The organism is Pseudomonas sp. Arb-4-2C (assembly GCF_055755015.1).
In genome coordinates this window covers 6151217-6177444 of the sequence record NZ_CM146899.1, presented here as the reverse complement: position 1 = coordinate 6177444, position 26228 = coordinate 6151217, and the positions used below count along the sequence as shown (strand labels likewise).

General features: G+C 60.9%; 25 protein-coding genes. 12 read left to right on the top strand and 13 right to left on the bottom strand.

Going from position 1 to position 26228, the window contains the following annotated elements; genetic code table 11:
* Positions 1–117: 117 nt before the first annotated feature.
* The 11 genes from tcyJ (at position 118) to AC0J41_RS27915 (ending at position 11097) form a co-directional block, all read left to right on the top strand.
* On the top strand, positions 118–918 hold the full coding sequence (gene tcyJ / locus AC0J41_RS27965) for a cystine ABC transporter substrate-binding protein (protein WP_025110998.1): 801 nt from the start codon (positions 118–120) through the stop codon (positions 916–918).
* Entirely contained in the window at positions 918–1583 is a 666-nt protein-coding gene (gene tcyL / locus AC0J41_RS27960) for a cystine ABC transporter permease (protein WP_025110999.1), read from the top strand. The genes tcyJ and tcyL overlap by 1 nt, the downstream gene beginning before the upstream one ends.
* A 4-nt stretch (positions 1584–1587) precedes the next feature.
* Complete coding sequence (gene tcyN, locus AC0J41_RS27955; RefSeq protein WP_025111000.1) at positions 1588–2337, top strand: L-cystine ABC transporter ATP-binding protein TcyN; 750 nt, start codon at positions 1588–1590, stop codon at positions 2335–2337.
* A gap of 463 nt (positions 2338–2800) precedes the next feature.
* Complete coding sequence (locus AC0J41_RS27950; protein WP_473014149.1) at positions 2801–3565, top strand: hypothetical protein; 765 nt, start codon at positions 2801–2803, stop codon at positions 3563–3565.
* Positions 3566–3798: 233 nt separating this feature from the next.
* Positions 3799–5040, top strand: a complete 1242-nt coding sequence (locus AC0J41_RS27945) for an SfnB family sulfur acquisition oxidoreductase (RefSeq protein WP_473014148.1) — start codon at positions 3799–3801, stop codon at positions 5038–5040.
* Between the two features lie 36 nt (positions 5041–5076).
* On the top strand, positions 5077–6270 hold the full coding sequence (locus tag AC0J41_RS27940; protein WP_473014147.1) for an SfnB family sulfur acquisition oxidoreductase: 1194 nt from the start codon (positions 5077–5079) through the stop codon (positions 6268–6270).
* The gene (locus AC0J41_RS27935) at positions 6270–7622 is read left to right on the top strand and encodes an LLM class flavin-dependent oxidoreductase (RefSeq protein WP_473014146.1); all 1353 of its coding nucleotides are present in this window, start codon (positions 6270–6272) and stop codon (positions 7620–7622) included. The genes AC0J41_RS27940 and AC0J41_RS27935 overlap by 1 nt, the downstream gene beginning before the upstream one ends.
* Positions 7623–7727: 105 nt before the next feature.
* Positions 7728–8537 (top strand): MetQ/NlpA family ABC transporter substrate-binding protein, encoded by an 810-nt coding sequence (locus tag AC0J41_RS27930; RefSeq protein WP_473014145.1) that lies wholly within the window; start codon positions 7728–7730, stop codon positions 8535–8537.
* A 2-nt stretch (positions 8538–8539) separates the two neighbouring features.
* A complete protein-coding gene (locus AC0J41_RS27925; RefSeq protein ID WP_473014144.1) occupies positions 8540–9661 on the top strand; it encodes a methionine ABC transporter ATP-binding protein in 1122 nt (373 codons plus the stop codon).
* Complete coding sequence (locus AC0J41_RS27920) at positions 9651–10295, top strand: methionine ABC transporter permease (protein WP_025111007.1); 645 nt, start codon at positions 9651–9653, stop codon at positions 10293–10295. The genes AC0J41_RS27925 and AC0J41_RS27920 overlap by 11 nt, the downstream gene beginning before the upstream one ends.
* A 172-nt stretch (positions 10296–10467) precedes the next feature.
* Complete coding sequence (locus AC0J41_RS27915; protein ID WP_473014143.1) at positions 10468–11097, top strand: class I SAM-dependent methyltransferase; 630 nt, start codon at positions 10468–10470, stop codon at positions 11095–11097.
* Positions 11098–11197: 100 nt separating this feature from the next.
* Here AC0J41_RS27915 and AC0J41_RS27910 read toward each other — a convergent pair whose 3' ends face one another.
* Genes AC0J41_RS27910 through AC0J41_RS27900 form a run of 3 tightly spaced genes read right to left on the bottom strand, consistent with a single transcriptional unit; the run spans position 11198 to position 16412 of the window.
* Positions 11198–14251: an efflux RND transporter permease subunit gene (locus tag AC0J41_RS27910; RefSeq protein WP_473014142.1), complete on the bottom strand. Its 3054-nt coding sequence runs from the start codon at positions 14249–14251 to the stop codon at positions 11198–11200.
* Entirely contained in the window at positions 14248–15312 is a 1065-nt protein-coding gene (locus AC0J41_RS27905) for an efflux RND transporter periplasmic adaptor subunit (protein WP_025111010.1), read from the bottom strand. Before AC0J41_RS27905 ends, AC0J41_RS27910 begins: the two co-directional genes overlap by 4 nt.
* On the bottom strand, positions 15309–16412 hold the full coding sequence (locus tag AC0J41_RS27900) for an efflux RND transporter periplasmic adaptor subunit (protein ID WP_025111011.1): 1104 nt from the start codon (positions 16410–16412) through the stop codon (positions 15309–15311). Before AC0J41_RS27900 ends, AC0J41_RS27905 begins: the two co-directional genes overlap by 4 nt.
* 178 nt (positions 16413–16590) lie before the next feature.
* Between AC0J41_RS27900 and AC0J41_RS27895 the strand changes: the two genes are divergently transcribed.
* Complete coding sequence (locus tag AC0J41_RS27895) at positions 16591–17751, top strand: AAA family ATPase (RefSeq protein WP_473014141.1); 1161 nt, start codon at positions 16591–16593, stop codon at positions 17749–17751.
* Between the two features lie 111 nt (positions 17752–17862).
* On the opposite strand, the gene AC0J41_RS27890 is transcribed toward AC0J41_RS27895, so the two are convergent.
* From AC0J41_RS27890 to AC0J41_RS27845, 10 genes are all read right to left on the bottom strand, one after another.
* Positions 17863–18744, bottom strand: coding sequence for a transporter substrate-binding domain-containing protein (locus AC0J41_RS27890; RefSeq protein ID WP_025111013.1), 882 nt, complete (start codon positions 18742–18744; stop codon positions 17863–17865).
* Complete coding sequence (locus AC0J41_RS27885) at positions 18741–19523, bottom strand: amino acid ABC transporter ATP-binding protein (protein WP_025111014.1); 783 nt, start codon at positions 19521–19523, stop codon at positions 18741–18743. Before AC0J41_RS27885 ends, AC0J41_RS27890 begins: the two co-directional genes overlap by 4 nt.
* Positions 19520–20179, bottom strand: a complete 660-nt coding sequence (locus AC0J41_RS27880) for an amino acid ABC transporter permease (RefSeq protein ID WP_473014140.1) — start codon at positions 20177–20179, stop codon at positions 19520–19522. The genes AC0J41_RS27885 and AC0J41_RS27880 overlap by 4 nt, the downstream gene beginning before the upstream one ends.
* Complete coding sequence (locus AC0J41_RS27875; protein WP_473014139.1) at positions 20160–20825, bottom strand: amino acid ABC transporter permease; 666 nt, start codon at positions 20823–20825, stop codon at positions 20160–20162. The genes AC0J41_RS27880 and AC0J41_RS27875 overlap by 20 nt, the downstream gene beginning before the upstream one ends.
* Positions 20826–21349: 524 nt before the next feature.
* The gene (locus AC0J41_RS27870; protein ID WP_025111017.1) at positions 21350–22147 is read right to left on the bottom strand and encodes a MetQ/NlpA family ABC transporter substrate-binding protein; all 798 of its coding nucleotides are present in this window, start codon (positions 22145–22147) and stop codon (positions 21350–21352) included.
* Between the two features lie 167 nt (positions 22148–22314).
* Positions 22315–23247 carry a sigma 54-interacting transcriptional regulator gene (locus AC0J41_RS27865; RefSeq protein ID WP_025111018.1) on the bottom strand — a complete coding sequence of 311 codons (933 nt, stop codon included), beginning with the start codon at positions 23245–23247 and terminating at the stop codon, positions 22315–22317.
* A 59-nt stretch (positions 23248–23306) separates the two neighbouring features.
* Positions 23307–23888, bottom strand: a complete 582-nt coding sequence (locus tag AC0J41_RS27860) for an alpha/beta hydrolase (RefSeq protein ID WP_473014138.1) — start codon at positions 23886–23888, stop codon at positions 23307–23309.
* Between the two features lie 291 nt (positions 23889–24179).
* Positions 24180–24581, bottom strand: coding sequence for an ExbD/TolR family protein (locus tag AC0J41_RS27855; RefSeq protein ID WP_003220570.1), 402 nt, complete (start codon positions 24579–24581; stop codon positions 24180–24182).
* 1 nt (position 24582) lies between these two features.
* Entirely contained in the window at positions 24583–25308 is a 726-nt protein-coding gene (locus tag AC0J41_RS27850) for a MotA/TolQ/ExbB proton channel family protein (RefSeq protein WP_025111020.1), read from the bottom strand.
* Positions 25309–25394: 86 nt separating this feature from the next.
* Positions 25395–26216, bottom strand: a complete 822-nt coding sequence (locus tag AC0J41_RS27845; protein ID WP_473014137.1) for an energy transducer TonB — start codon at positions 26214–26216, stop codon at positions 25395–25397.
* Positions 26217–26228 lie beyond the last annotated feature (12 nt).

The window sequence follows — 26228 nt, the reverse complement described above, 5'->3', positions numbered from 1 at the left end:
AGGCGAATTTCGCGCAAGACGCATAAGCTGCTTTAGGGCACGATAACGCAGTCGTTCAAATCCCGAATTCGCCAACTTTCCTTAAGCGTCTTCCATAAGAAAACACAGGGGCTTGTCATGAATTTTTCCGCACTACGTCGCAATCTGCTGGTAGGTTCGCTGGGCCTTGCACTGAGCGCCGGCCTGATCAGCCAGGCGACTGCCGGTGAGCAGTTGCAGCAGATCAAGGACAAAGGCGTTATCAACGTCGGCCTGGAAGGCACTTACCCACCGTTCAGCTTCGTTGACGAGAACGGCAAACTGTCCGGCTTCGAAGTCGAACTCTCCGAAGCACTCGCGCAGAAGCTGGGCGTCAAAGCCAAGATTCAACCGACCAAATGGGACGGTATTCTCGCCGCGCTGGAATCCAAGCGTCTGGACGTTGTAGTCAACCAGGTGACCATCTCCGACGAGCGCAAGAAGAAGTATGACTTCTCCGAGCCGTACACCATCTCCGGGATTCAGGCGCTGGTGCTGAAGAGCAAGGAAGCCGCGTTGAACATCAAGACCGCTGCCGACCTGTCCGGCAAGAAAGTCGGTGTGGGTCTGGGCACCAACTACGAACAATGGGTCCGCGCCAACGTTCCGGGCGCTGACGTGCGCACCTACGACGATGATCCGACCAAGTTCGCCGACCTGAACAATGGCCGTACCGACGCCATCCTGATCGACCGTCTGGCCGCACTTGAATACGCCAAGAAAGCCCCGAAAACCGTGGCGGCCGGTCAAGCCTTCTCCCGTCAGGAATCCGGTATTGCCCTGCGCAAAGGCGAGCCTGAGTTGCTGGCTGCTTTGAACAAGGCCCTCGACGAGCTGCGTGCCGACGGGACCCTCGAGAAGCTGTCCAAGAAATACTTCAACGCTGACGTCACTAAATAATGGAAGAAGCTTTCCAACTCGCACTGGACTCCGCGCCCTTTCTGCTCAAGGGCGCGTACTACACGGTCATCCTCAGCCTCGGCGGCATGTTCTTCGGCTTGCTGCTGGGCTTTGGCCTGGCGCTGATGCGCCTGTCGCGGTTCAAATCGGTCAGCTGGCTGGCCCGCATCTACGTGTCGTTCTTTCGCGGCACGCCGTTACTGGTCCAGCTGTTCGTGATCTATTACGGCTTGCCGCAGATGGGTCTGGAACTCGATCCGCTGCCGGCGGCCCTGATCGGCTTCTCGCTGAACATGGCCGCTTATGCCTGTGAAATCCTGCGCGCCGCGATCGGTTCGATCGAGCGTGGCCAGTGGGAAGCGGCTGCGAGCATCGGTATGACCCGCGCGCAAACCTTGCGCCGGGCGATCCTGCCGCAAGCGATGCGCACGGCGTTGCCGCCACTGGGCAACAGCTTCATTTCGCTGGTCAAGGACACGGCACTGGCCGCCACCATTCAGGTGCCGGAACTGTTCCGTCAGGCGCAGCTGATTACCGCCCGGACTTTCGAAGTCTTCACCATGTATCTTGCCGCCGCGCTGATCTACTGGATTCTGGCCACAGTGCTTTCGCACTTCCAGAACAAGTTGGAAGAGCGGGTCAATCGGCACGACCAGGAGTCCTGACCCCATGATTGTCGTGGAAAAACTGACAAAGCAGTTCAAGGGTCAAGAGGTGCTCAAGGGCATTGATCTTGAGGTGAAAGAAGGCGAGGTCGTGGCCATCATCGGCCCCAGCGGTTCGGGTAAAACCACGTTCCTGCGCTGCCTGAACTTCCTTGAACAACCCACCAGTGGCCGGATCAAGGTCGGCGATATCGAAATCGATACCAGTCGCCCGCTGAACCAACAGCAAGCGCTGGTGCGCAATCTGCGCCAGCACGTCGGCTTCGTGTTCCAGAACTTCAATCTGTTCCCTCATCGCACCGCGCTGGAAAACGTCATCGAAGGCCCGATCGTGGTCAAGAAGATGCCGCGCGAGCAAGCCATTGCCTTGGGCAAGAAGCTCATGGCAAAGGTCGGTCTGGCAGGCAAGGAGGACGCTTATCCGCGTCGTCTGTCCGGTGGTCAGCAACAGCGCGTGGCGATTGCCCGGGCGCTGGCGATGGAACCGGAAGTGATCCTGTTCGACGAGCCGACTTCGGCCCTCGACCCGGAGCTGGTCGGCGAAGTACTGGCAACCATTCGCGGCCTCGCCGAAGAAAAACGCACCATGGTCATCGTTACCCACGAGATGGGTTTTGCCCGCGACGTGGCCAACCGTGTGGTGTTTTTCGACAAAGGCGTGATCGTTGAACAAGGCGAAGCCAAGGCGCTGTTTGCCAACCCTAAAGAAGAACGCACCAGACAGTTTCTCAGCAAGTTTCTGAATCACGCCTGATAAACTTTACGCACGACCATTTAACTTCCATGGATGGAAGTTACATGTATCTCCCCTGCCGCGACACGCCCCCTCACAACAAGTCGTTCAAACACACTTATATATGTTCTGCAACAGATGCGCGCCATCCAGGGCGTACCTGATCGCCTGCACAACGGTTTAAACGGGCTTGCCGAAAAACACTGAATATCCGGAAAAACCGTAGTTCCATTCGTCAATTCAGTTAGGCAGCTTGCCTCTCAAGCGTAGGAAGCGTCTGATTAATTCGTAATTCACGGATTAACTAAGCCCGGCCATTGACACGCTTTACCGCACACTCTTATCTAGTCGCCACCCGGCACCACTTAGTTGAATTATTCCATTCTCAGCCTGAACAAAAGTTCACGGTTGTATTACCGATTCATCACACCTTTTGTTTTTTCAAGAAACGGAATTCGCCGCAAGACTTCAAGGAGAGAACCCGATGACCCGCACTTCGCCTACCCCCGAACTGGCAGCGCCGACCCTGGCATCCGCGCAAAAAAACGCCATCAACCTGGCCGCTGCCGCGCATTTGCTGATTGACGTCCTGCCCTACCCCGGCATGGACGCCGGTGATCTGATCGAACTGTTCTGGAACAACTGCTACGTCGCCTCCCGGGTTTTGACCAGCGCAGACCTCGGTGCCTCGGTCAGTCTGCGGATTCCGGAGAGCTTCATCAGCAGTGGCACCGCACGCCTTCATTACCGGGTCATGCAGGTCGGACAGGGCCCAGCGCTGTCCGCGGCAACCCGGGTTCAGGTCAAGCTCGACTGCCCGGGCGGCCAGCCCTCGACATTATGCGCTGACGAGAATCAGCAACTGGCACCGGTCACGCTGCCCGACACCATCCGCCGTCAGGGGGTGAACCCGAATCAGATCAAGCGCGGCGTTCCGCTGACCATCGAGCCCTACCTGAACATGGCCGAGGACGACGAAATCACCTTGCGCTGGGGTGATGTGCGCATGGACCTGCCGAGGATCACCGCTGCAGATGTCGGCCAGCCGATCAATGTCTGGGTACCCCCAGCGATCATCGTCGAGGGCGGAGAAGATCTGCGCCTGGACGTGACCTATTGCGTCATCGACTGGGTGGGTAACAACTCCCGCTGGGCACCGCCACGGACGCTGAAGATTGGCTGTGTGAACCCGTATCTGAAGGTGCCGCTGCGGCCGGAGTTGAAGGTGGCCGAATCAACCGGAAGCTGACCATGGGACTGTTAACCAAACGGGCCACACACCCTTCTATGCATATTCCTAAAAGTTAGTTTATTTAATATTTATACGCGCTTAGGGTATATGAACCGGACCACCGGACATTCTTTCGTTCGCCGCACTTTTGCGGCGTTTTTCATGAGATGTGAGGTAGGTAGTATGGTCCGGAACACAATCACCCCAGTGCAGATCGCCAGGGCATTGCGTGCAGCCAAGGAGCGGCATTGATGTCCAGTCTGGCAGACGCAAACGTCCAGTCGGATCTGGACATCGCCCCACTGTTGTTGCCCGCGCAGGTGTTGCGCAACGACGCCCAAGCCATCAGGGCCGCCCATGAGCTGGCGCAAGTCGCCCGCGTGCAGGCCGCCAGGCGCGACCGCCAGCGCAAGCTGCCATGGTCGGAAATCGAACAGTTCACTCGTAGCGGCCTGGGCAGCATTGCCATCCCGCGTGAGTACGGTGGCCCACAGGTTTCGTTCGTCACCCTGGCCGAGGTGTTTGCGATCATTTCCGCCGCTGACCCAGCGCTGGGACAGATCCCGCAGAACCAGTTCGGCATTATCAACCTGGTGCTTGGCAGTGCCACGCAAGCGCAGAAACAGCAGCTGTTCCAGAGCGTTCTGCAAGGCTGGCGCATCGGCAACGCGGGCCCTGAGCGCGGCACCAAAAACACCCTGGAATTGAAAGCGCGCATCACCGCGGATGGTGATGATTACGTGATCAACGGCCAGAAGTTCTACTCCACCGGCGCGCTGTTCGCGCACTGGGTCGCCGTCAAGGCGCTCAACGACGACGGCAAGCAAGTACTGGCCTTCGTGCGCCGTGGCACGCCGGGATTACGCATCGTTGATGACTGGTCGGGCTTCGGCCAGCGCACCACCGCCAGCGGCACGATTTTGCTGAACAACGTGCGGGTCGAGTCGAGCCTGGTGGTCGACAACTGGAAGATCAACGAAACCCCGAATACCCAAGGTGCGGTGTCGCAGCTGATTCAGGCCGCCATCGACGCCGGCATCGCCCGTGGCGCTATCGACGATGCCATCGAGTTCGTCAAAACCCGCGCGCGGCCATGGGTCGACGCCAAGGTCGAACGCGCCAGCGATGACCTCTACGTGATCGCCGACATCGGCAAACTGAAAATCGAGCTGCACGCTGCCGAAGCACTGCTGCGCAAGGCCGGGCAGGTACTCGATCAGGTACACGCCGCGCCGCTGACCGCCAACTCCGCCGCCCGCGCCTCGATTGCCGTAGCCGAAGCCAAAGTGCTGACCACCGAGATTTCGCTGCAGGCCAGCGAAAAACTTTTCGAACTGGCCGGCAGCCGCGCGACCCTCGCCGAATTCAACCTCGACCGTCACTGGCGCAACGCCCGGGTGCACACCTTGCACGACCCGGTGCGCTGGAAATATCACGCGGTCGGCGCCTATCGCCTCAATGGCACGTTGCCGGCCCGCCACTCCTGGATCTGACGACCGCACACTTTCTCAAGAGCCTGGAGAAAACCTATGACCTTTTCCCATCCCGTCGCGGTCATCACCAGCGACGAGCAAGCCCTGATCGTCGCCAGCGACCTGGCCGAAGATTTCAAACGCGACAGCGCTGTACGCGACCGTGAACGGCGCCTGCCGCTGCCCGAACTCGACGTGTTTTCCCGCTCCGGCCTGTGGGGCATCAGCGTGCCCAAGGAGTACGGCGGCGCCGGTGTGTCCAACGTGACCCTGGCCAAAGTCATCGCCCTGATCGCTCAGGCCGACGGCTCGCTGGGGCAGATTCCGCAGAACCATTTTTACGCCCTCGAAGTGCTGCGAGTGAACGGCAGCCACGAGCAGAAACAACGCCTGTACGCCGAGGTGCTGGCCGGCCAGCGCTTCGGCAACGCCCTGGCGGAACTGGGCACCAAAACCGCCCACGACCGTGTCACCAGCCTCAAGCGTGACGGCGATGGCTACCGCATCAACGGTCGCAAGTTTTATGCAACCGGAGCGATCTACGCGCAACGCATCCCGACCTCGGTGATCGATGAAAGCGGCGTGCAACAACTGGCGTTCGTCCCGCGTGACAGCCGAGGCCTGACCGTGATCGACGACTGGAGCGGCTTCGGCCAGCGCACCACCGGCAGCGGTTCGGTGGTGTTCGAAGACGTGTATGTCGCCGCCGCAGACGTGATCCCGTTCCAGAGTGCCTTCGAGCGTCCGACCACGGTCGGTCCGCTGGCGCAGATCCTTCACGCCGCCATCGATACCGGCATCGCCCGCGCCGCGTATGAAGATGCCTTGCACTTCGTGCGCAGCAAGACCCGCCCGTGGATCGACTCCGGCAACGACAAGGCCACCGAAGATCCGCTGACCTTGAAGAGCTTCGGCCACTTGAGCATCCGCCTGCACGCCACCGAAGCCCTGCTCGAACGCGCCGGCGAATTCCTCGACACCGCACAAGCCGAACTGAATGCCGAAACCGTCGCCGCCGCCTCGATCGCCGTCGCCGAAGCGCGGGCGATCAGCACCGAGATATCCCTGGCCGCCGGCAGCACGCTGTTCGAGCTGGCCGGCAGCCAGGCCACGTTGATCGAGCACGGCCTCGACCGCCACTGGCGCAACGCCCGCGTGCACACCCTGCACGACCCGGTGCGCTGGAAGTATCACGCGGTGGGCAATTACTACCTCAACGATGAAAACCCGCCGCTGCGGGGGACCATCTGATGGCGAAGAAAAAAATTCTGCTCAACGCGTTCAACATGAACTGCATCGGGCACATCAACCATGGCTTGTGGACGCATCCGCGCGACACCTCCACTCGTTACAACACCCTTGAATACTGGACCGAACTGGCGCAGTTGCTGGAACGCGGACTGTTCGACGGGCTGTTCATTGCCGACATCGTCGGCGTGTACGACGTCTATCAGAACTCGGTGGATGTCACGCTGAAAGAGTCGATCCAGTTACCAGTCAACGATCCGCTGCTGCTGGTCTCGGCCATGGCTGCCGTAACCAGGAACCTCGGTTTCGGCTTGACCGCCAACCTCACCTACGAACCGCCGTATCTGTTCGCCCGGCGCATGTCGACGCTCGATCATTTGAGCCGTGGCCGCGTGGGCTGGAACATCGTCACCGGTTACCTCGACAGCGCCGCCAAGGCCATGGGCCTGAGTGAGCAGGTCGAGCATGACCGTCGCTACGATCAGGCCGACGAGTACCTGGAGGTGCTCTACAAACTCTGGGAGGGCAGTTGGGAAAACGGCGCAGTGCTCAATGACCGTGAGCAGCGGATCTATGCGCAACCGGAGAAAGTGCACAAGGTCGAGCACAAGGGCGAGTTCTATCAAGTCGAGGGTTATCACCTCTGCGAGCCGTCACCGCAGCGTACGCCGGTGCTGTTCCAGGCCGGCAGCTCCGATCGCGGCCTGCTGTTCGCCGGGCGTCACGCCGAATGCGTATTCATCAGCGGCCAGAACAAACCGTCGACCAGGGCTCAGGTCGACAAGGTGCGCGCCAGCGCCGTCGAGGCCGGGCGCAACCCCGAGGATATCAAGGTGTTCATGGGCCTCAACGTGATTGTCGGCGCCACTGAAGAAGCCGCATGGGCCAAGCACGCCGAGTACCTGAGCTACGCCAGTGCCGAGGCTGGCGTCGCGCACTTTTCCGCGTCCACCGGCATCGACTTTTCCCAGTACGAAATCGACGAACCGATCCAGTACGTCAAGAGCAACGCCATCCAGTCCGCCACCAAAAACCTGCAGAACAACGACTGGACCCGGCGCAAATTGCTCGACCAGCACGCCCTCGGCGGCCGCTACATCACCGTGGTCGGCTCAGCCGAGCAAGTGGCTGACGAACTGGAGTCGTGGATCGCCGAAACCGGCCTCGATGGCTTCAACCTGACCCGCATCGTTACCCCGGAAAGCTATGTCGATTTCATTGAACGGGTGATTCCGGAATTGCAGCGGCGTGGATCGTACAAGACGGCGTATGACAGCGGCAGCTTGCGCGAAAAGCTGTTTCACGCCGAGGCGCAGCTTCCGCAGCAACACACCGGTTCTTCGTACCGGCGTTAAAAGCTTCGCGAGCAGGCTCGCTCCCACATTTGGAATGCGCATCCCCTGCTCGCGAAGAGGCCCGACCAGACACCACAATTTTTTGCACTGACTGGAAACCACACCATGACCCAGAAATTCCTGACCCACCCAGTCAAAGCACTGGCCCTGGCCTTCGGCCTGTTCAGTTCGGCGGTATTCGCCGCCGACGCTCCACTGAAAATCGGCACCACCGCCGCGTTCGCCATTCCGCTGGAAGCCGCCGTCGAAGAGGCTTCCAGACAAGGCCTGAAAGTCGAGCTGGTGGAGTTCACCGACTGGATCGCGCCGAACGTCAGCCTCGCTGCCGGCGACATCGACGTGAACTACTTCCAGCACATCCCGTTCCTCGAAAACGCCAAGGCCGCCGCCGGTTTTGACCTGGTGCCATTTGCCCCGGGGATCATCAACAACGTCGGTCTCTACTCGAAAAAATACAAAAGCTTCGACGAGCTGCCCGAGGGTGCCAGCGTCGCCATCGCCAACGACCCGATCAACAGCGGGCGCGGCCTGCAACTGCTGGCCAAGGCCGGGCTGATCACGCTGAAACCGGGCGTCGGCTACAAGGCTACCGAAGACGACATCATCGCCAACCCGAAGAAGATCAAAATTCTCCAGGTCGAAGCCGTGCAACTGGTGCGCGCCTATGACGACGCCGATCTGGTCCAGGGCTACCCGGCCTACATCCGTCTGGCGAAGACCTTCGATGCCGGCTCCGCACTGCTGTTCGACGGTCTCGACCACAAGGAATACGTAATCCAGTTCGTGATCCAGCCGAAGAGCAAGGACGATCCGCGTCTGATCAAGTTCGTCGACATCTATCAGCATTCGCCGGCCGTTCGCGCGGCGCTGGACAAGGCCCACGGCAAGCTGTACCAGGCCGGTTGGGAAAGCTGAGGGTGACGGCCGCGATCCAACGGCGACTGGAGACTCCAGAGCCCAAGAATGCTGAAAGAACCGAACTGCACCCCGAGTTGAATCGCGCCCATGTACGCTTCATCGGCCTGGGTAAAACCTACGACGGCCGGCAAGGCCCGGTCGCGGCGCTGCAAGGCATCGACCTGGCAATCCGGCACGGCGAGGTGTTCGGCATCATCGGCCGCAGCGGCGCCGGCAAGTCGTCGCTGATCCGCACGATCAATCGTCTGGAGCAACCGACTGCGGGGCGGGTGCTGATCGATCAGGTCGACATCGGCGAGTTCGATGAAGACCGCCTGGTCGCCCTGCGCCGACGCATCGGCATGATCTTCCAGCACTTCAACCTGATGTCGGCCAAGACGGTTTGGCAGAACGTCGAACTGCCGTTGAAAGTCGCTGGCGTGCCGAAAGTGCAGCGCGACAAAAAAGTCCGCGAACTGCTGGAACTGGTCGGCCTGCAAGCCAAGCACAAGGCTTATCCGGCGCAACTGTCCGGCGGGCAGAAACAGCGTGTCGGCATCGCCCGCGCGCTGGTGCATGACCCGGATATTCTGCTGTGTGACGAAGCCACGTCGGCGCTGGATCCGGAGACCACCCAGTCGATCCTCGGCCTGCTGCGCGAAATCAACCAGCGTCTGAACCTGACCATCGTGCTGATTACCCACGAAATGGCGGTGATCCGCGAAATCTGCGACCGCGTGGTGGTGCTGGAACACGGGCGGATCGTCGAGCAAGGCCCGGTCTGGGAAGTGTTCGGCAACCCGCAGCACGAAGTCAGCCAGACCTTGCTCGCGCCGCTGCAACACGCCTTGCCCGAAGAGCTGCAAAGCCGGTTGCATGCCTCACCGCCCTCCTCCGAGGCGGCGGTGGTGCTGCGCTTGCAGTTCACCGGCAGTGCCAGTGACGAGCCGGATCTGGCAGCACTTTTTGCAGCGCTCGGCGGCCGGGTGAAGTTGCTGCAGGGCGGTGTGGAACGGATACAGGGTCATGCGCTCGGGCAACTGCTGCTGGCCGTAAGCGGCTCGGCGGCGAGTGCCGAACAATTGCGCGAGCGCGCCGGGCAATGGGCGCAACGGGTGGAGGTGTTGGGTTATGTGGTTTGATCGTTTGCTGCAGGGTTTCATCGACACCTTTCTGATGGTCGGCGTGTCGTCGCTGATCGCCTTGCTGGTGGGGATTCCGATGGCGGTGATTCTGGTCACCAGCGACAAGGGCGGGATCTATCAAGCGCCAGTGCTCAACAAAGCGCTGGGCGCGTTCGTGAACCTGTTTCGTTCGATCCCGTTCCTGATTCTGATGGTCGCGCTGATTCCGTTCACCCGACTGATTGTCGGCACCACGTACGGTGTCTGGGCGGCAGTGGTACCGCTGACGATCGCCGCGACGCCATTTTTTGCGCGGATTGCCGAGGTCAGTCTGCGCGAGGTAGACCACGGTCTGATCGAGGCCGCGCAAGCCATGGGTTGCCGACGCTGGCACATCGTCTGGCATGTGCTGCTGCCTGAAGCGCTGCCGGGGATTGTCGGCGGGTTCACGATTACGCTGGTGACGATGATCAACTCGTCAGCCATGGCCGGGGCGATTGGTGCCGGTGGCTTGGGCGACATTGCTTACCGCTATGGCTATCAGCGGTTTGACAGCCAGATCATGCTGACGGTGATTGTGTTGCTGGTGGCGTTGGTGGCGGTGATTCAATTGGGTGGCGATCGCTTGGCGCGTGGCTTGAACAAGCGCTGATTTCAGCAGGGCTCATTCGACGCTTTTGAAACCGCTTTCGCGAGCAGGCTCGCTCCCACATTTGGAATGCGTTCCCCTGTGGGAGCGAGCCTGCTCGCGAATGGCTGCGCAGCAGCCCCGGACCTGATGGCGTATATTCGGCAAATCCTCATTGCCCGCGCAGCCCTCGACCATGAAGCAAACCCCCACCGATCTGCAACAGATCACCGCCACCACCCTCGGCCATTACAACTCGGTGGCCGAAGACTTTCGCGAAGGCACCCGCGATCACGATGTCAGCCAGAACATCGACGCGCTGCTGCGGCACATCCACGGCACGGCGCCGTTCACGGTTCTCGATTTCGGCTGCGGCCCCGGCCGCGATCTGCAAACGTTCACCCGCATGGGCCACGTCGCGATCGGCCTCGATGGCGCAGAAAAATTTGCGCAGATGGCGCGGGCAGACAGCGGCTGCGAAGTGTGGTGCCAGGACTTTCTGAAACTCGATCTGCCGGCCGAGCGCTTCGACGGCATCTTCGCCAATGCGGTGCTGTTTCATGTGCCGCTGCAGGAGTTGCCGCGAGTGCTCAAGCAACTGCACGGCACGCTGAAACCGGGCGGGGTGTTGTTCAGTTCCAATCCGCGTGGGGATAACCGTGAGGGCTGGAACGGGCCACGGTATGGCTCGTATCACGACCTGGAGGCGTGGCGCGGGTTGCTGACGGCGGCGGGGTTTGTCGAGCTTGAGCATTACTACCGGCCGGCCGGGTTGCCGCGGGAGCAACAACCTTGGTTGGCCAGCGTTTGGCGTAAAGTTGCGTAGACCGTTCTGACGCCTTCGCGAGCAAGCCCGCTCCCACAGTTGGAGTGACTCTCCCTGCAGGAGTGAGCCTGCTCGCGAACAGAGTGCGCAGCACTCGCTTTTAGCGGGTCTCTTTCTGCGGCTCGCGAATCTTGTACCAGGCCACATACAGCGCCGGCAAAAACAGCAGTGTCAGCAGCGTCGCCACTACGATCCCGCCAATCATCGCGTACGCCATCGGCCCCCAGAACACTTCCCGGGCAATCGGGATCATGCCCATGCTCGCCGCCGCCGCCGTCAGCAGGATCGGCCGGCGCCGGTGCTCGGTCGCCTCCACCACCGCATCCCACGGCGCGGAGCCGTTGCGCTCGAACTCATCGATCTGCGTCACGAGAATCACCGAGTTACGGATGATGATGCCGATCAGCGCCAGAATCCCGAGGATCGCCACGAACCCCATCGGCGTGCCTGTCGGCACCAGCGCCAGCACCACGCCGATCAGCCCCAGCGGCGCGACACTCGCCACCAGGAACATTTTCTGCACGCTGTGCAACTGGATCATCAGGAAGGTCGCCATCAAAAACAGCATCAATGGCAGCACCTTGGCAATCGGCCCCTGGGCCTTGCCGCTTTCCTCGACCGTACCGCCAGTGGCGACCTTGTAGCCCACTGGTAGCTTGGCGGCGAAAGCGTCAATCGACGGCTTGAGGATTTTCACCAGGTCGGTCGGCTGAATCTCGTCACGCACCGAGGCCTTGATGGTGATGGTCGGCAAGCGGTCGCGACGCCACACCAGCGGCTGCTCCAGCTCATAACGCACGGTGGCGAACGCCAGCAGCGGGATCGACGTGCCGTTGGGCGTGACGATCTGCAGGTTCTGCAGGGTTTCCGGCGTACCGCGTTCGGAGCTCACCGCGCGGCCGACCACGTTGATCAGGTAGATGTCATCGTTGACCTGGGTCAGCGGCGAACCACTGACGATGCTGTTCATCAGTTTCGCCACGTCTTCGGACGACAGCCCGAGCTGGCGCGCCTTGTCCTGCGCGATGTCGATGCGCAGGACTTTGCCCGGCTCGTTCCAGTCGTAAATGATCTCGCCGATGTGCTCGTTCTTGTCCAGTTCGGTCGCCAGGTCGATGGCGTGTTTGCGCACCTGATCGATGTCCTTGCCGCTGACCCGGTACTGGATCGGACGGCCTACCGGCGGGCCCATTTCCAGTGCTTGCACGTAACTGCCGATGCCGACGAAGTCCTTGTGCAAGCGCTCACGCAGGCGCTGGCTCAGGGCCTCGCGGGCCTCGAAGTTCTTGCTGACGATCACCAGTTGCGCGTAGTACGGGTTCTGCAGTTGCTGGTCGAGAGGCAAGTAGAAACGGATCGCGCCCTGACCGATGTAAGTGCTCCAGCGCACGATGTCCGGGTCACCCTTGAGCGTGGCTTCGAGCTTGTCGACAGCCTTGCGGGTTTCGTCGATGGAGGCGTTTTGCGGCAGGTTCAGGTCGACGAGGATTTCTGGGCGATCCGACGACGGGAAGAACTGGTTCTGCACAAAACGCATGCAGAACACCGCCAGCACAAACAGCAGCACGGTGATGCCGATGGCCCACCAGCGATTGCGCATGCACCACAGCAAACCGCCGTTGAAAGCCCGACCGACACGGCCCGGCTCGGCTTCATGGGGTTTCACGTTGGTGCTGAGAATGTGCACGCCGATGACCGGGGCAAAGAACACCGCCACCACCCACGACACCAGCATCGCCACTGCGATCACCGCAAAAAGGGTGAAGGTGTACTCGCCGGCGGAGCTGGCGTTGAGGCCGATGGGCACGAAACCGGCCACGGTCACCAGCGTACCGGTGAGCATCGGGAACGCCGTGGAGGTGTAGGCGAACGTGGCCGCCTGCTCCTTGCTCTCGCCCATTTCCAGGCGCGTGACCATCATCTCCACGGTGATCATCGCGTCGTCCACCAGCAGGCCGAGGGCGATGATCAGCGCGCCGAGGGAAATCCGCTGCATGGTGATGCCACTGTATTCCATGAACAAGAACACCATCGCCAGCACCAGCGGAATCGAGCATGCCACTACCAACCCGGCACGCACGCCGAGGCTGATAAAGCTGACCACCAGCACGATCACCACCGCTTCGAACAGCGCACTGGTGAAACCGCCGACCGCCTCTTCCACCACCACCGCCTGATCGGACACGGTGTGCACGCCGACGCCCACCGGCAGGTCAGCGGTAACCTGGTCGATACGCGCGTGCAACGCCTTGCCGAACTCCTGAACGTTGCCGCCCTTCTGCATGGCAATCGCCAGACCGATTGCCGGCTTGCCGTCGAAACGAAATTCCGGCGTGGCGGGGTCGACGTAACCGCGACTGATGTCAGCGATGTCCGCTAACCGGTAAAAACGGTCATTGAGCTTGAGATTGACCTCGGCCAGGTCTTTTTCCGAAGCGAACTGCCCCGAGGTGCGCACCGAAATGCGCTCCGGACCGGCCTCGATGACCCCCGCCGGAGTCACGGCGTTCTGCGATTGCAGGCTCTGCACCACTTGGCGCTGGTCGATGCCCAGGGCGGCGAGTTTGCGGGTGGAGAAGTTCAGGTAGATCACTTCGTCCTGCTGGCCGATCATCTCGATCTTGCCCAACCCCGGTACGTTGCGGATCTCGGCGCGTGCCTGCTCCACGTAGTCGCGCAACTGGCGCATGGTCAGGCCGTCGGCGGTAAACGCGTAGACCGAACCGTACACATCGCCGAACTCGTCGTTGAACCCGGGGCCTTGAATGCCCTGGGGAAACTGGCCGCGAATGTCGTCGATCTTCTTGCGCACCTGGTACCAGATTTCCGGGATGTCCTTGGCACTGGTGGTGTCGCGCAGGTACACGTACACCGTCGATTCGCCGGGACGCGTGTAACTTTTCACGTAATCGAGGGAATCGAGTTCCTCAAGTTTTTTCTCGATGCGGTCGGTGACCTGTTTGAGGGTTTCCTCCTGGGTCGCGCCCGGCCATTTGGTCTGGATTACCATGGTCTTGATGGTGAACGAGGGGTCTTCTTCGCGCCCCAGATTGAAGTACGAAAACACCCCCATCAACAACGCGACGAACATCAGATACCAGACGAACGACTGATGCTTGAGGGCCCATTCGGATAGGTTGAAAGAGCCTTTCATTGACTGTCCTCGTCGAGTTTCACGGCTTGTCCGGGTTTGAGACTGTTGACGCCTGCACTGACCACCCGCTCGCCGGACTTGACCCCGCCGGCCAGCACCACGGTGCCGTCAGTGCGGCTGATAACGCTGACATCACGCGGGGCTACGGTCTTGCTCTGTGTATCGATCACCCAGATGCGGGTCTTGCCGTCGGCTTCCTGCAGGGCGGTAGCAGGCAATTCGATCCGCGGCTTGATCGCCGAGCTGAGGGTCACACTGATTGCCGTGCCGAGTCGAAAGCCATCGGGGGTATTGGCCAGCGTCAACCGCGCGCGGCGGGTGCGCGTGGCGCTTTGGGCCTGTGGTTCGATTTCGCGAATGGTCGCCGTGGTATTGATGCTCGGATCGAGTTGCCCGGCCACCAGAAACACCACGTCGGAAGGGATCTGATCGACCAGCGTGTCCGGCAGATCGATCACCGCTTCCTTGATGTCCGGTTGCGCCAGAGTCACCACCTGTTGACCGGCCGTCACCACTTGCCCGGCTTCGGCGTTCCACGCGGTCACGACTGCTTTGTGGTCGGAGCGCAGTTCGGTGTAACCGAGTTGATCCTTGCTTTGATTGACCGCTGCCCGCGCCTGATCGAGCGAGGCCTGAGTGGTTTTCAGGTCGGTGTTGGCGATGTCCAGGTTCGCCTGCGCGCCAACCCCGCGATCGAACAGCGCCTGCTGCCGCCGGGCGTTGGCCTGGGCGTTGATCAGCTGCGCCTGGACCTTGGCCAGATCGCCCTGGGCCGAACGCAACTGGTTCTGTTGATCGGACGGGTCGAGGGTGGCAAGCAGCGTGCCCTTTTGCACCTCGGCGCCGACATCGACGTTACGGCTGGCGATGCGCCCGCCGACGCGGAACCCGGTGTTGCTCTCGTAACGCGCCTGAATGCTGCCGGCGAAACGCCCAAGGGTTTCCTCGTTCAGCGCTTGTACCTTGATCGACAGCACCGGCCGTACCGGCTCCGGTGGTGGCTCGCTTTTCGAGCAGGCTGCCAGCAGCACACCGATGGATAACAGCCCCAGACGCTTCATGGCTGTGCTCCCGATTGCAGATCTTTATAGGTGTTTTCGGCAATCTCGACTTTCATGCCCGGGTGCAGCAACTGCCCACCGGCGACAATGACTTTTTCCCCGCCCTTGAGGCCGTCGCTGATGATGACCTTGCCGATCAGATAGCGGCTGACGGTGACGTTGTGCAGCTGCGCTTCACCCTTGTCGTCGACCATCCACACGGCCGGATCGCTGATGTTTTTGGTCAGTGCCGACCACGGCAATTCCACCGCCGACTTGCCGCTGCCCTTGGCGGTCGCGCTGACCACTGAGCCCAGCTGCATGCCCTGCGGCAGGCTGTCGAGGCTGACTTTGACTTGCACCGTGCCGGACTGCGCCGACACCGCCGGGGTGATTTCACGCACCGTGCCGGTGGTCTTGATGGCGGGATTATCGAGCAGGCTGACGACAATCGAGCGATCCGAAGGACGCTCGGCCAGCAGCGATTCGTAAACGTTGAACACGGCGTCACGGTCGCCATCGCGGGCCAGCGAGAAAATCGGCGCGGTGGCCTGCACCACTTGACCGACTTCGGCCTGCCGCTGGGTGATCACCCCGGGAGCATCAGCGATCAGCGCGGTGTAGCTCAACTGGTCCTTGGCGTTGGCCAATTGCGCCTGCGCCGCACTCAGGGCGCTCTGGCTGCTGCGCAATGCGGCTTGCGCGGAATCGTATTCGCTCTGGCTGGTGTAGCTTTTGGGCAGCAATTTCTGCTGGCGCACGAACGCCGCCGCACTCTGTTTGACCCGCGCCTGTTCGGCGATAACCTGGGCTTGAGCAGAATCGACGTTGGTCTGCAGATCCTTGGGATCGAGTTTGGCCAGCACCTGTTTGGCGCTGACCCGGTCGCCGACATCGACCATGCGCTGGATGATCTTGCCACCGACCCGGAACGACAGTTCGGTCTGCACCCGCGCCTGCACATCACCGGTGAGGGTCACCGCAGCGGCGTAGTCGGCTGGCTTGACCTCTTGCACAAAGACCCGTGGCAGGTACTCCGCCGGCGCTTCTTTCTTGCCGCAAGCGGTCAGCAACGTGAGCAGGCTCAGCACGACAACTGTTTTCAATCCGGGACTCGCCATGCAGACTCCTTCCTGTGTACGAACGTGCAAGTGACGATACGACTGTGAGCTTAGAACAGGGTTCAACGTTCGCTCGCGGGAATAACGCATTTTTCAACAATGATTTCCGGGGTCGGCAAACACGCCCGCCACCCAACCAGACGCACGGCAAACAGCCGTCCGGTACAAGGATGCAGTCATGCTCAAGACACTGGCGGTGGCCAATTACCGCTCGATCAACAAACTGGTGATTCCACTGGGCCGGCTGAACCTGATCACCGGCCCCAACGGCAGCGGCAAATCCAATCTGTACCGGGCCTTGCGCCTGCTGGCAGAGACCGCTCAGGGCGGCGTGGTGAATGCGCTGGCCCGCGAAGGCGGGCTGGATTCGACGTTCTGGGCCGGCCCGGAAACCATCAGCCGACGCATGCGCAGCGGCGAAGTGGCGGTCGAGCCGACGGTGCGTCAGGGCGTCAAGCGTCTGCGTCTGGGTTTTGCCGGGGAAGACTTCAGCTACGCGATCGCCCTCGGTTTGCCGGAACCGAGCCGTTCGTTCTTCTCCCTCGACCCGGAGATCAAGAAAGAATGCATCTGGGCCGGCCCGTTCTATCGCCCGGCCAGCCTGCTGGTGGATCGCCACGGCCCGATGATCCGCGCTCGCGAAGGCCGCGGCTGGGACGTGCTGGCACAGCACACGCCGAACTTCGACAGCCTGTTCGATCAGGTCGGCAGCCTGCGCAGTTCACCGGAAGTGTTTCAGATGCGCGAGTTCATCCGCCGCTGGCGCTTCTACGATCACTTTCGCAGCGACGCGGACGCCCCGGTGCGCCAGCCGCAACTGGGCACCCGCACGCCAGTGCTGCACCACGACGGTCGCGACCTCGCCGCAGCCTTGCAGACCATCAATGAAATCGGCGACCCCGAGGCGTTGCAGGCGGCGATCAGCGATGCGTTTCCCGGCGCACGGCTGAGCATCGCGCCTCTGGCCGGCGGACGCTTTGCCATCGAGTTCTTTCAGGAAGGACTGCTGCGGCCATTGTCGGCGGCGGAGCTATCGGACGGGACGTTGCGTTATCTGCTGCTGGTCGCGGCCTTGCTGACGCCGCGGCCACCGACGTTGATGGTGCTGAACGAACCGGAAACCAGCCTGCACCCGGATCTGCTGCCGGCGCTGGCGCGGTTGATCATTCGTGCCTCACAGGAGTGTCAGGTTTGGGTGGTGTCGCACGCGCGCAGGTTGATATCAGCGTTGCAGGAAGATCCTGAATGCAATTGCATCGTGCTGGAGAAGACGCTGGGGCAGACCGGGATTGTCGGGCAGCGGGTGCTGGATGAACCGGCGTGGAACTGGCCGGATTGAGCGGCGCGACACAGATTCGCGAGCAGGCTCGCTCCCACAGTTGGTCTCGTACTCCTGTGGGAGCGGGCTTGCTCGCGAAGGCAATTTCAGCGTCACCGCTGAGTCAATGAATCATCCCTGCCACTTGCCGCCTTCGACAATCACGCTCTCGGGTTTGGTGTCATCGCTCAGCTCTTTGCGCACATATTGGTCGTACAGCTTGAGCAGATATTTCTCTTCACCCAGCTTCGCCAACTCGGTATTCACCCAGTCCCGCAACTCGACGTTGCCTTTCTTCACTGCCGGTGCAATCGGTGCTTCGGCGCCGAGTTTTTCATCCAGCACGCGGTAGCCCGGGTTCTGCTTGGCCCAGCTGAACAACACCAGGTTGTCCTGCGCGTAGGCATCGCCACGGCCGTTGGCCAGGGCTTGCAGCGACTCGGAGTTTTTCTCGAATTTCAGCAGTTTCCAGTCCGGATGATTTTTGGTCAGCCAGATGTCTGCCGTAGTACCGGTGGTGACGATGGTGGTGCGAGTTGCCAGGTCATCAAGGTTTTTCACCGAGCTGCTTTGCGGCACCAACGCCTGCACCGCGACCTTGAGGTTCGGGTTGGTGAATTCCACCGCTTCCTTGCGCTCCGGGGTCACGGTCATGTTGGCGAGGATCAGGTCGACCTTGTCACTTTGCAGGAATGGAATGCGGCTCGCCGGCTCCACGGCAACAAACTCGACTTTGTTTTCATCGCCCAGCAAATCCTTGGCGAAGCGCCGACCGATGTCGGTGTCGAAGCCGACATAGCGCCCGGCCTCATCGACGAAACCAAACGGCGGCTTGTCGGTAAACACGCCGACGATCAATTTGTCGCGGGCCTTGATCTTGTCCAGATAACCGGCCGGCGCGGTACTTTCACTGGCGACTTTCGGCTTGGCCGGTTCTTCCGATTTGTTGCAGCCGGCGAGCAGCGCAAGACCGAGCAGTGGCAGTAAAAACAGGGATGACTTGGCAGTTTTCATAGCAGTTCCAGTTCCTTTGTCGGATTCGTTTCGGGCAGTGTTGCAACGAAGGAGAACTTCTCCAGGAACTGCTGCGCGCGTGCGGTCTGCGGGTTCGTAAAGAAAATCTCGGGCGGGTTCTGTTCAAGGATGCGCCCGGCATCCATGAACACGATGCGATCGGCCACCGCGCGAGCGAAGGCCATTTCGTGGGTGACGATCAGCAGGGTCATGCCCTCGCGGGCCAGGCCCTGAATCACTTGCAGCACTTCCTTGACCATCTCCGGGTCGAGGGCCGCAGTGACTTCATCGAAGAGCATCACTCGCGGGTTCATGCACAGCGAACGGACGATGGCGATACGTTGCTGCTGGCCGCCGGAGAGCTGGCGGGGATAGGCGTCGCGCTTGTCCGCCAGGCCCACGCGTTCAAGCAAGGCTTCGGCTTGTTGCTGCGCTTCGCGGCGCTGGCGTTTCTGCACTTTGAGCGGGCCGAGCAGCAGGTTGTCGAGCACGCTCATGTGCGGGAACAGGTGATAACTCTGGAACACCATGCCGATCTGCTGGCGCACTTCACGCCAGTCAGTGGCCTTGTCCAACAGTTCACGACCGACAAATTTCAGGCTGCCACCGTGCGCCTGTTCCAGGCCGTTGAGGCAGCGCAGCAAGGTGCTTTTGCCGCAGCCGCTGGGGCCGAGAATGACGATCACTTCGCCGCTGCGCACTTGCAGGTCAATGCCCTTGAGCACCTGCTGCTCGCCGTAGAATTTGTTGAAGCCCTGAAACTCGATCAATGCGCTCATGCTTGCGTCCAGCGCCGCTCCAGCACGCGCGAGGCGGCCGACAGCGGGTAGCAGATAAAGAAGAAAAACAGGAACAGCGCGCCGTAGATCAGCACTGATTCGTAGGTGCGCTCGATGATCTGCTGTCCGACCTTGATCACATCGACCACGCCGATCAGCACCGCCAGCGAACTGGTCTTGATGATTCGCGTGTAGACGTTGATGGTCGGTGGCGTCATGCGTTTCAGCGCTTGCGGCAGCAGCACGTAGCCGTAGAGCTGCGCAACGTTCAGGCCGATCGACAGCCCCGCTTCACGCTGCCCGCGCGGCAAAGAATGCAGCGCACCGCGCGCCACCTCACCAACCTCACTGGCGCCCCACAGCGACAGCACCAGCACCGCACACCAGAAACTCGGCAGGCTCAGGCCGAAGAAAATCGGCAGACCGAAAAACAGCAGGTACAGCCAGACCAGCACCGGAATCGCCCGGAACAACTCCAGATAGACCCGCAGGATCGCGTTCAACCACGTCACATTGAGCGTACGCAGCACGCCATAGAGCACGCCGCCAACGGTGCTGATGGCGATGCTCAGGAACGAGATCGACAGGGTTTGCCCAGCGCCTTTTGCCAGTTGCGGCAGCGACACCCAGAGCAGTTCAAGACCCGAACTGGCCATGCTGGAGCCTCCTTTCCAGACGGCTGAGCAGCAGCGACAGCGGCAAGAACAACAGCACACAGATCAGCGTCAGCACGGCGAGCATTTCGTAGGTTTTGTAGTAGAGCGCGATGTAGCTCTTGGTGGTGTAGAGGATTTCCGGCACCGCGACCGCCGAGACCACGGTGGTTTCCTTGAGCAGGAAAATGAAATTGGCGAACAGCGACGGCAGGCTGAGGATCCCCGCTTGCGGCAGGATCACGTAGCGCAGCAACTGGCCGTGCGACAGACCGATGGAGCGCCCCGACTCCAGTTGTGCCTGCGGCACGGCATCGACGCCCGCACGCAGCACTTCGGTGAGGTAGGCGCCGCCGAGAAAGGTCATGGTGACGATTGCGGCGGTGAAGCCGGAAACCTTGATACCGAGGGCCGGCAAGGCGAAGTAGACGAAGAACAGCTGGATCAGCAGCGGCGTGTTGCGCGCCAGCTCCACATACAGGCCGACGGCGCGCTGCAGGTAAGGCGTGCGAAACACCAGAATCGTCGCGTTGAGCAGCGCCACCAGCAGTGAAGTGCCAATGGCAATGAATCCGACCTGCAGCGTCACGCCCACGGCTTTGAGAAACGCCGGCAGCGTGCTGAGGATAAATGCGTAATCGAAAGTCATGAAGCATCCTGGACGCCGCTCGGTAAGCGACGGTCATGCAGTCCATGGACAGCGGGTAACTGTCCGGCAGGTGCTGACTTTATAGGTATAAAAACAAGAATTTAAATACCGATAAAGCATATTGATATCACCCAAAAAACTATCTTGTGGGTTTGCCGGGAAGGAATAAGAAGGCTATTTTCCCCTGCGCTGTAGGAAGGATCTTTTTTGCATGAAAGCCCTCCAAGGACGAACAGCTTTTGGCCAGACTCTCCCGGCCAGACCATTACAAGGAAGACAACATGGACGTAAAAGTGCCGCAGCGACTGGATCCGCAGGACATCGTGAAATTGCTCGTGGCGTTGCGCCGGGCTTTGAAGACTCAAGTGGCCTGAGCCTGGAGCGAGGCACAGGTGTGGCGAGGGGGCTTGCCCCCTCACCACAAAAGCATTCATATGCCCCAAATCGAACAAGTACAAAAACGCCGATGACCATCACTGGCCATCGGCGTTTTCATACCTTGAAGGGGTGGTTCAAGCGTCGAATCAGAACGCCGGCAATACCGCGCCGTTGTACTTCTTCTCGATGAACGCTTTGACTTCAGGGCTGGTCAGGGCTTTGGCCAGTTTCTGGATCGCGTCGCTGTTCTTGTTGTCCTCACGGGCCACCAGGAAGTTCACGTAAGGCGAGTCAGCGCCTTCGATCACCAGCGCATCCTTGGTCGGGTTCAGCTTGGCTTCCAGCGCGTAGTTGGTGTTGATCATGTCCAGGTCAACTTCGTTCAGAACGCGTGGCAGCAGCGCCGATTCCAGTTCCTTGAACTTGAAGTTGTGCGGGTTCTTGGCGATGTCTTTCGGGGTGGCAAGAGCGTTTTTCGGGTCTTTGAGCTCGATCAGGCCAGCCTTCTGCAGCAGGATCAGGGCACGACCGCTGTTGCTGCCTTCGTTCGGGATGGCGATGGTGGCGCCGTCCGGCAGTTCAGCCAGGGTTTTGTACTTTTTCGAGTAGCCACCGAACGGTTCAACGTGGACGCCCTGCACGGTCACCAGATACTTGGATTTGTCATCCTTGTATTTGCCCTGGTTGAAGCTGTTCAGGTACGGCAGGGTCTGGAAGTAGTTGGCGTCCAGACGCTTCTCGCCCACCTGTACGTTTGGCTGCACGTAGTCAGTGAAGACTTTGATTTCCAGATCCACGCCTTCTTTGGCGAGGGTCGGTTTGATCAGCTCAAGAATTTCAGCGTGCGGTACCGGGGTCGCCGCGACCACCAGTTTCTCGCCAGCCTGGGCCAGACCAGCAGTCAGAGCAGCCGCCAATGCGGTAAACAACAGAACCTTTTTCATGCAGTGTCCTTATCGAGAATCACGATCGCGGATGGCGACGGCTATTAATACGAGTGCCAGTGAAGTGCTATCTCTGGCGTGAAGCGGACAATACCGGGATTTTTTATTCCCGGACAATAACGTTTATTCACGTTGATATTCCATTTTGTTCATACAGATCAAAACGGCTACAACCGCTGGCTTAATTCAATCAGCAAATCTTTCAAGGCCTTACGCTCATCAACGCTGCCGCCGATGTTCGTCTGCGCCACCAGTCGTTCGATCTGCAGGTGCGGGCCAGACGCTTCGGGCAGGTTCAGGTGTTCCGGGAGGATTTCATCGCCGGTACTGACCAACAATGCAAAGTGAATGACGTTTTCCAGCTCGCGGGTATTGCCCGGCCAGCTGTGGCGCTCCAGCAGGTGTTGCGCCGCCTCGCTGATCAACGGCACAGGCAGGTCGAGGCGCTGGCTGTAGATGCCGAGGAAATATTCGGCCAGCGACAGGATGTCGCCGATCCGCTCGCGCAGCGCCGGCAGTTCCAGTTGCCCTTCGCTGAGGTAATGGTAAAGCCGTTCGTGGAATTTCCCTGCGTCCACCGCTTGCGCCAGATCGATACTGGTCGCCGCCACCAGCCGCACATCCACCGGGCTCGGCTGATGGGCCCCAACGCGGGTGACTTCGTGGTTTTCCAGGGCGGCTAGCAATTTGATCTGGATCGGCAGCGGCAGGTCGCCAATCTCGTCCAGATACAGGGTGCCGCCATTGGCCGAACCGAACCAGCCGGCGCGGCTGCTGGCCGAGCCTGTGTAACTGCCGGCAGCATAGCCAAACAGTTCGGCATCGGCGTAAGTCGGGCTGATCGCGCCGCAATTGACCGAGACGAACAGCCCGCTGCGATCACTGGCGCGGTGGATGTGGCGGGCGAGCAACTCTTTACCGGTACCGGTCTCGCCACGGATCAACACCGAGATTGCTCGCGGCGCCAGGTGCTCCAGCTCCTCGCGCAACTGGCGCGAACGTGGATCGACGAAGACCAGCGCCTTGGCGCGGATGCTCAGGGGACTTTTTTCCGCATCGGGAAAGGTCAGCAACGGCTGACCGAACGTTTCAACACTCATGGCAGACTCCCGCCCAGAACCGCCGGGAGACGGGGGCGATCAAAAAGAAAAAATACAACTCAAGCGCGACGCCGGGCGTGGTGTTCCAGGCGGTTTTGCAGGCGATAGAGATAAGCGAACCCCTGCTCCCAACGCTGATGCCCGGACTTGACGTTGATGTGCCCGGCCCCGGCAAGAATCCCCGCCTCGGCGCCCCAGTGACGCGCCAGTTCCAACGCGCGCGGGGCGCTGACGGCGGCGTCGTTGTCGGAGGCCACGACCTGGCTGGGGAACGGCAGCAGATCGCTCGGGATCGGTGCGAAATTGCGCAGCGCCGGCACGCAGGTCGGGCGCTCGACATCCGCAGGCGCGACCAGCAACGCACCGCGCACCTGACGCAGGTATTGCACGGGCGCGGTGGCAGCCCAATGCGCAACGGTGACGCAACCCAGGCTGTGGGCGATCAGGATCACTGGCGCGCTGTCGGCGGCAATCGCCTCGGCCAGCGCGGCAACCCAGTCCTCACGGCGCGGCGTCAGCCAGTCGGCCTGCTCCACCCGAGCACTGTTGGGCAGGCTGTTTTGCCAGTGGGTTTGCCAATGATCTTCTGGCGATCCTTGCCAGCCCGGCACAATCAGATAGCGGATTGATTCGTTGCGCATGGGGGAGCTCTCCTGCGTCGTGTCTGTTCCTGATCGAGTATAGGGACGGGATTTATATTCGTTAAGGAATAAGAAGCTATTTGTTAAGACTCATAATGCATATGTAACGCCCAACCTGTGGGAGCGGGCTTGCTCGCGAAAGCGGCGGATCAGTCAATTTGACTGCAACTGACAAAACGCCTTCGCGAGCAGGCTCGCTCCCACAGTCGCTGGGTGGTGAAGGTCTTTTTGCGGGATAAAAAAAGGGCCGCACCCTGCCAAGGAGACGGCCCCGGAAAAACGAAAATCTTTTCACCGCGCAGTGATCACCGACAGCTTGGTAATCCCCGCCCGTTCAATCGAAGCCATGGCCCGTGCCACTTCGCCGTAGTTCACGCCATCGTCGGCCTGCAGTTGCACGCGCACTTCCGGGTCTTTCGCCTTGGCTGACTTAAGGTTGAATTCCAGCAGATCCGGCTGAATTTCATCCTTGTTGATAAACAGTTTGCCGGCGCCGTCGATGCTCACCACCAGCGGATCTTTCTGCTCCACCGGTGCTACCGCTTCGGTCTTGGGCAGGTTGATCGGAATCGCGTTGGTCAGCAGCGGCGCGGTGACGATGAACACCACCAGCAGCACCAGCATCACATCCACCAACGGCGTCACGTTGATCTCGCTCAGCACCTCGTCGCTGTCTTGCGTGGAGAAGGCCATATCAGGACGCCTCCTTCACTTTTGCCGCGTTGCCAGGTGCCGCCACCTTGTTTGCAGTCGGGTGGATCAGCACGCGGAACGCACTCTTCTGCGCCAGGCTGTAGAAGTCGTGGGCGAAGTCATCCAGATCCGCGGCGGTCAGTTTCAGACGCCGCAAAAAGTAGTTGTAAACCAGCACCGCCGGCACCGCGACGGCGATCCCCACACCGGTTGCGACCAGTGCCGCGCCAATCGGGCCGGCCACGGTTTCCAGGCTCGCCGAGCCGGCTGCACTGATGCCTTTCAACGCTTCCATGATCCCCCACACCGTGCCGAACAGACCTATGAACGGCGAGGTACTGCCAATACTCGCGACCACCGCCAGACCGGTTTCCAGCGAACGGCGTTCGCGCACGATCTGCTGACGCAAGGCGCGCTCCAGTCGATCCTGATGGTTGATCGCCTGGCTCAGGTCATTGGCCTGCGGTGCTTCGCCGACCTGGATCGCCGCGTAACCGGCCTGCGCCACCCGGGCTGCAGCGCCAGGCTGGGTTTCGCTCAACTCGGCGGCGGAATCCAGACTCGACGCCGCCCAGAAGCGTTTATGAAACTTGCGATCCTGCGCCTTCAGACGACCAAACTGCACAGCTTTGAGCAGCGCCAGCCCCCAAGTGGCGACGGAAAAAACCACCAACAGCCAGATCACCGCGCTTTCGATGGATTCCAGTGGAGATGCCAGTAACGTCATGATGTGTTCCCTCGTGTGTGGGAGCCAGGCTTGCTCGCGATGACGGTTCCAGACACACCGCGAGAATAAAGCCGGCTGATTACCAATTAATGAATCTTGAAATCGATGGGCACGCTGACCCAGCCGTCCTGGGCAACATCACCCTGCTTGGCCGGGACGAAACTCCACTGCTTGACCGCGCTTAGCGCCGCATCGTCGAGTTGCTGCCGACCGCTGCTTTTCTGAATCTGGATCTCGCCCGGTTTGCCATTGGCCAACACGTGCACCCTCAGCATCACCGTGCCTTCCCAACCGCGACGCTGGGCCAGCGACGGATATTCCGGCGCCGGGTTCTTCAAATACGCGGCGTTGGCCGAGGCCGGTGTCACCGGCGCCGGGGCCGGTGGTGCGGGTGGCGCTGGCGCTGGCGCAGCGACCGGGGCTGCCGGTTGCGGCGGCGCGGGGGGTTGCTCCACGGCTTTGGGTGCCGGCTTCGGCACCGGTTTGGCCACCGGTTTCGGCTTGGGTTTGGGGATCGGTTTGGGCGGTGGCGGCTTCACGGCCAACTCGTCTTCAACCGGTGGTGGCGGCTCGACCACCGGAGCCGGTGGCGGCGGTTCAACCACGGGTGGTGCAGGCGGCGCCGGCCGCGAGAACTCGATGGTCATCGGCGGAATTTCCGGCGGCACGATTGGCAGCACCGGCGTTGGCTGCTGGTTGATCCAGTAGATCACCGCAGCGTGCACTAGCAGCGCCAGCACCCCGAGCAGGATCGCTTCGCGTCGGCTCAGAATGCCCTTGGGCGCACGCTGCAAACGCAACTGCCCCAACGGCACACGATGAGGCCGGCCAAGATCGACCAATTCGCCACTCGGTGCCTGGCGCCACAGCAATTCCTGTGCGCTGGCGGCGGTCTGGACATTGCCCATTGATTCACTCCC